The organism is Mesorhizobium sp. M7A.F.Ca.AU.001.01.1.1 (genome assembly GCF_004022735.1).
Lineage (GTDB): Bacteria > Pseudomonadota > Alphaproteobacteria > Rhizobiales > Rhizobiaceae > Mesorhizobium > Mesorhizobium ciceri.
The window spans coordinates 1-4,856 of sequence record NZ_RZPF01000515.1; the positions used below are offsets into that span (position 1 = coordinate 1).

Annotated in this window: 6 protein-coding genes; 2 read left to right on the forward strand and 4 right to left on the reverse strand. The window is 62.9% G+C overall.

Going from position 1 to position 4,856, the window contains the following annotated elements; all coding sequences use genetic code 11:
- Nucleotides 1-22: 22 nt before the first annotated feature.
- On the reverse strand, nucleotides 23-694 hold the full coding sequence (locus tag EN884_RS25830; RefSeq protein WP_063169545.1) for a ceramidase domain-containing protein: 672 nt from the start codon (nucleotides 692-694) through the stop codon (nucleotides 23-25).
- 172 nt (nucleotides 695-866) lie between these two features.
- Here EN884_RS25830 and EN884_RS25835 point away from each other — a divergent pair, with 172 nt between their 5' ends.
- On the forward strand, nucleotides 867-1,652 hold the full coding sequence (locus EN884_RS25835) for a thioredoxin family protein (protein WP_013528826.1): 786 nt from the start codon (nucleotides 867-869) through the stop codon (nucleotides 1,650-1,652).
- A 433-nt stretch (nucleotides 1,653-2,085) separates the two neighbouring features.
- Nucleotides 2,086-2,469: a DUF2794 domain-containing protein gene (locus EN884_RS25840; protein ID WP_013528825.1), complete on the forward strand. Its 384-nt coding sequence runs from the start codon at nucleotides 2,086-2,088 to the stop codon at nucleotides 2,467-2,469.
- Nucleotides 2,470-2,601: 132 nt separating this feature from the next.
- On the opposite strand, the gene EN884_RS25845 is transcribed toward EN884_RS25840, so the two are convergent.
- The 3 genes from EN884_RS25845 to EN884_RS25855 all read right to left on the reverse strand — a co-directional run.
- Nucleotides 2,602-3,174, reverse strand: coding sequence for a GNAT family N-acetyltransferase (locus EN884_RS25845; protein ID WP_063169546.1), 573 nt, complete (start codon nucleotides 3,172-3,174; stop codon nucleotides 2,602-2,604).
- A gap of 108 nt (nucleotides 3,175-3,282) precedes the next feature.
- Nucleotides 3,283-4,062 (reverse strand): Bax inhibitor-1/YccA family protein, encoded by a 780-nt coding sequence (locus tag EN884_RS25850; RefSeq protein WP_013528823.1) that lies wholly within the window; start codon nucleotides 4,060-4,062, stop codon nucleotides 3,283-3,285.
- A 227-nt stretch (nucleotides 4,063-4,289) separates the two neighbouring features.
- Nucleotides 4,290-4,856: FtsX-like permease family protein (locus EN884_RS25855; RefSeq protein WP_128360804.1), on the reverse strand; the 567-nt coding region annotated here is incomplete at its 5' end.

Sequence of the window (4,856 nt, forward strand, 5' to 3'; positions counted from 1 at the left end):
ATTCCCCTATTCCCCTATTCCCCTATTCCCTTACTTTCGGCTTCCCGAACCGCGCCGCGGCGGCCAACAACACACCCAGCATCAGCCCGTTGAGGATGTGCCAGAGGAAGTGCGTGCCGAGCGGGAAGCCGCCGCAGACCAGCGGGTCGATCATCCGGCAGATGACGGACACCACGAAGATCGCCGACCCGGCCAGATTGTACCAGCCGGCGCGATTGCCGCTGGCGGCCACCAGCGCGCCGAAGAAGGCGAGCGCCAGGAACGGCGGCAGATAGCCCGTCGTGCCGTTCGACGCCTGGCGCAGCCAGTCCGGCACGGCAACGGTTATCGCCCCGGCAATCACATAGAAGGCGATGAAGATGGCGATGGCTTTGCCCCATCGCATGCCGAGGAAGCGACGCAGATTGAACAGCGTGTAGGCCAGCGTGAAGCCGGCGATCGGCAGCACGTCGGCCCAGACCGTGCCCTTGGTGGCAAAAGTGTGAAAGATCGTCGAGCCGATGCCGATCGCCACCACCCACCAGGCCAGAACCTCGGCGAAGGCGCCGGTGCCCAGCCTTCGCACCTCGCGCACGCCCCACAGGCCGGCGGCGATGAAGGCGAAGTTGGTCAGGGCGTTGACCGGTTCGGACCAGAATTCCGGGCCGGTCCGCTCGCAATAGAGGTCGACCGGCGCCAAAAACGTTTGCCACATCGCGATTGCCGCCCGAATCGGTTTCTATCCTGAAGCGCAGATCCTTCCTATTGCGGCGTTGCGGTCGGCTGCAACGGCAAAATTTCACCGCAACGTGACTTCCCGTTGACTTCCGGTTCTGCCACATATTTCAGCAATCAAGATAAAGCCGGCATCACCGGCGGGAATCGGAATGGCCATGGCCTCGCGAAAATCATTGTGGCTGGCAGCTCTTGCGCTGGCCTTCTCGGCGTCTGCCGGCGCCGGGCATGCCGGCGAATCCGATCGCGCCCAGACCGACCGGGTCCAGATCGAAAAGCCATTGGGCGTGGTCGAGCTGTTCACCAGCCAGGGCTGCAGTTCCTGCCCGCCGGCCGATACTCTGTTCTCCGAACTTGCCGCCAAGGAAGACATCGTCGCGCTCGCCTATCACGTCGACTACTGGGACTATCTCGGCTGGCAGGACACGCTCGGCCGCAAGGAGAACACCGAGCGGCAATACGACTATATGCGCGCCTTCGGCAGCCGCTCCGTCTATACGCCGCAGGCCGTCATCAATGGCCGCGTCCATGTCAACGGCGCCAACCGCGGCGAGGTCGATGGTGCGCTCGCCCGCATGGCCAAGAGCGGTGAAGGCATGCGCGTCGCCGTCAAGGTCAGCCGTACCAGCGATCGCGTGATGATCGACGCCGGCGATGCCGGCAACGGCCCCAGCGACGCCCATGTCGTCATCGTCTATTTCGACCCGCCGCAGACGGTCAAAGTCGGCGAGGGCGAAAATACCGGCCGCAAGATGACCTACTGGAACGCCGTCACCGGCATCCAGACCGCCGGCATGTGGCATGGCAAGGCACAGCGCTACGAACTGCCGATGAGCGAGATTGCCAAAAAGGGCGGCTGCGCCGTGCTGCTGCAGTCGGTCGGCAAGGACGGCATGCCCGGTCCCATTCTCGGCGCCGCATTCATCCACAAGCCTTGAGATAGAGCGCTCAAACCCCTGCCGCGGTAGCGCGAAGGTTCACCTATCACCAGCCAATAAAAAACCGACGTCAGCTTGCTTCTGACGCCGGTCATTTAGGTTTTGGGATCGTCGCTCCCGGTTCTTCCGAGGAAGAGCCGAGGTTGGTTCGATCCGACGCAGACCCGTGGGCGGGGGGCTTGGGGTTTACGAGCCGGTGCCGGACCGAACCGTCTCAGGCAACGCCGGTAAATTCGTCGGACATTGGGGCATGAGCGCGGATAAAAAAAGGCAGAAATGTGGCGGAACATCACCAATTCCAACACGGCGTTTCATAAAAGTGACTGGACGTGACGGAAACGGCGCGGCGCGGGGCTCGGTTCGCCGGGCCTTGCAATTCAGTCGCGAACACGCCAACTTTGGTTGGCAAAGATTCATTTTGAAGGATCGAGGCATGACCGATGACAGTGGCGGGACGGGGGATGGGGACGCATCCGCAATAATCCCGCTGCACGAGGCGCGACGCGAACGTCTCGATCAGCCGGTGCGGTTCGACCGACGCGAGCTGGACCAGATCCTCAGGCTCTACGGACGCATGGTCGCCGCCAATGAATGGCGCGACTACGCCATCGATCATCTCGCCGACCGCGCTGTCTTTTCCGTCTTCCGCCGCACCAGCGAAGTGCCGCTGTTCCAGATCGTCAAGGATCCGAAACTGGCCCGCAAGCAGGGCGCCTTTGCCGTCATCGCCGCCGGCGGCCGCATCTTGAAACGCGGCCAGGAACTCGGCCGCGTGCTCGGTGTGTTCGACAGCAAGTTGAAGCTGGTCGAAGCCTGAGCAGGGAATTAGAGCAGGGGAATTGAAGAAATGGAGAATTGATGAGTTGAAGAAAAGGCCTCGGCGTCATCTGTTGCCGCCGCTTCTTTTTATTCTTCAGTTCTTCAATTGCGCAATTCTTCAGTTCCTTCTTCAGTCCCCTCTAAGGCGAAACTTCCGCTCTGGCAGCGAACTCGGATCGGGCGGCGCCGATGCCCCGCCATTCAGCGACAGCTGCATGAACACCGTGTCCAGCCAGCGCCCGTGCTTGTAGCCGGAGCCTTCCAGGCGGCCCGAATGGCGAAAGCCGAGCTTTTCGTGCAGCCGCACCGAGGCGCTGTCGGGACGGCCATCGCCGATCACCGCGATGATCTGGCGAAAGCCCGCCGTCGTCACCGCCTCGATCAGGCTTTGCATCAGCTTGAGCCCGACGCCCTGGCCCTTGGCCTCGGGCGCGACATAGACCGAATCCTCGACAATGAAGCGATAGGCCGGGCGTGGCCGGAAGGCACCGGCATAGGCGTAGCCGAGAACCGCGCCGTCCTTCTCCGCCACAAGGTAGGGAAAGCCGCCGGCCATCAGGCTGTCGAATCGAACACCCATCTCCGCGCGGCTCGGCGGCTCCAACTCATAGCTCGCCGTGCCTTGGGCGACCGCGTCGGCGTAGATGCCGGTGATGCTGTCGAGGTCGGCCGCTGTCGCCGGTCGAATCGTAATAGTGCTCATAGTTTATGGGTGCCATTTCTCTGCTCGCGATAACAGCAAAGCCCGGCACAAAAGAAAAGGGCGGCCGTTGGGCCGCCCTTTTGGAACTCGATGGTCCAGCATGCTGAACTAGCGACGGTCGCCCATGAACTGCAGCAGGAACATGAACAGGTTGATGAAGTCGAGATAGAGCGTCAGCGCGCCCATGATCGCCTTGCGGCCGGCAACGTCCGAACTGTCGCCCTCGAAATACATCTCCTTGATCTTCTGCGTGTCATAGGCGGTGAGGCCCGCGAAGACCAGCACGCCGATCGCCGACACGGCAAACGACAGCGCCGACGACTGCAGGAAGATGTTGATCACCGACGCGATGATGATGCCGAACACGCCCATGATCAGGAACGAGCCCATCGCCGTCAGGTCGCGCTTGGTGGTGTAGCCGAACAGCGACAGCGCACCGAAGGCGGCGGCCGTGGCGAAGAAGGTCTGTGAAATGCTGGCCGTGGTGTAGACCAGGAAGATCGAAGACAGCGACAGGCCGACGAGACCGGCATAGACCCAGAACGTCGTCTGCGCTGCCGAAACGCTCATCGACTGGACGCGGAACGACAGGAACAGCACGGCGGCCAGCGGCGCCAGCATCACCACCCAGCGCAGCGGCGAGCCGAAGATCGCGTAGCCGAAGGACGTCAGCATCTCGCCGCTCGGCAGCGTCGCGACAGCCGAAGCCGGATCGGTGGTGGTGGCCAGCATGATCGTGCCGACAGCGGCAAGACCGGTGATGAGGAGGCCAAGCCCCATCAGATTGTAAACCTTGATCATGTAGGCGCGCAGGCCCTGATCGATGTCGGCACCGACGCCGACGCCGGGCACGGCGCGCGTCTGGTAGTTGCGAATGGGATCAGCCATTGTAGTCCTCTATTGCTTCTGCCCCGTCCGGTGTCAGGTCCTTCCGGACCTGGGCGCCGCTGGCAGGGCTCCAGCATGCCTGTGGCGAAATATGATGGTTATTCGCGTCAAGAACAAGACCGTAACCGGATGTAACGGTTCGTGAGAGGGCGAAGCGCCGTTTCCTCGGCTTTTCGGACGGCTTTCTTACCAAGATTTAATCCAGGATGCCCGTTCCGGGCCTGTCGTCACAGGTTGCGCAGCACCGGTGCTGCCTTGTGGCCGAGCACCCGCCAAGTACCGGCGAGACCAATGCCGACCGTGATCACCAGCGAAAACAGAATGGTTGCCACCGCCACCTCCGGCATGAAATGCGACGGCAGAGTCATGATGCGCGCGACGACGAACCAGGCGGCTGCGCTGCCCGCCGCCAGCGCGAAAATGGCGGTGGCCAGCCCGATCAGCATATATTCGAGCGAGAAGGCCGATATCAGCGTCGTGCGTGTCGCGCCCAGCGTCTTCAACACCACCGCATCATGGATGCGCGCCCGGTTGCCGGCTGCAAGCGCGCCGGCCAGCACCAGCACCGAAGCGATCAGCGCCACGCCAGCGGCCGCCCGGATCGCCGTGCCGAGCTGTCCGACCAGCCGGTTGACGATGTCGAGCGCGTCCTTGACCCGCACCGTCGTCACCGCCGGGAAGGCGCGGGTGACGGCGTTGAGGATGCGGGCGTCGTCGGCCGTCGATGCACTCTTTTCGGTCAGCGTCGCCATCCAGCCATGCGGGGCGCCCGCGAATGTGTTGGGCGAGAAGAC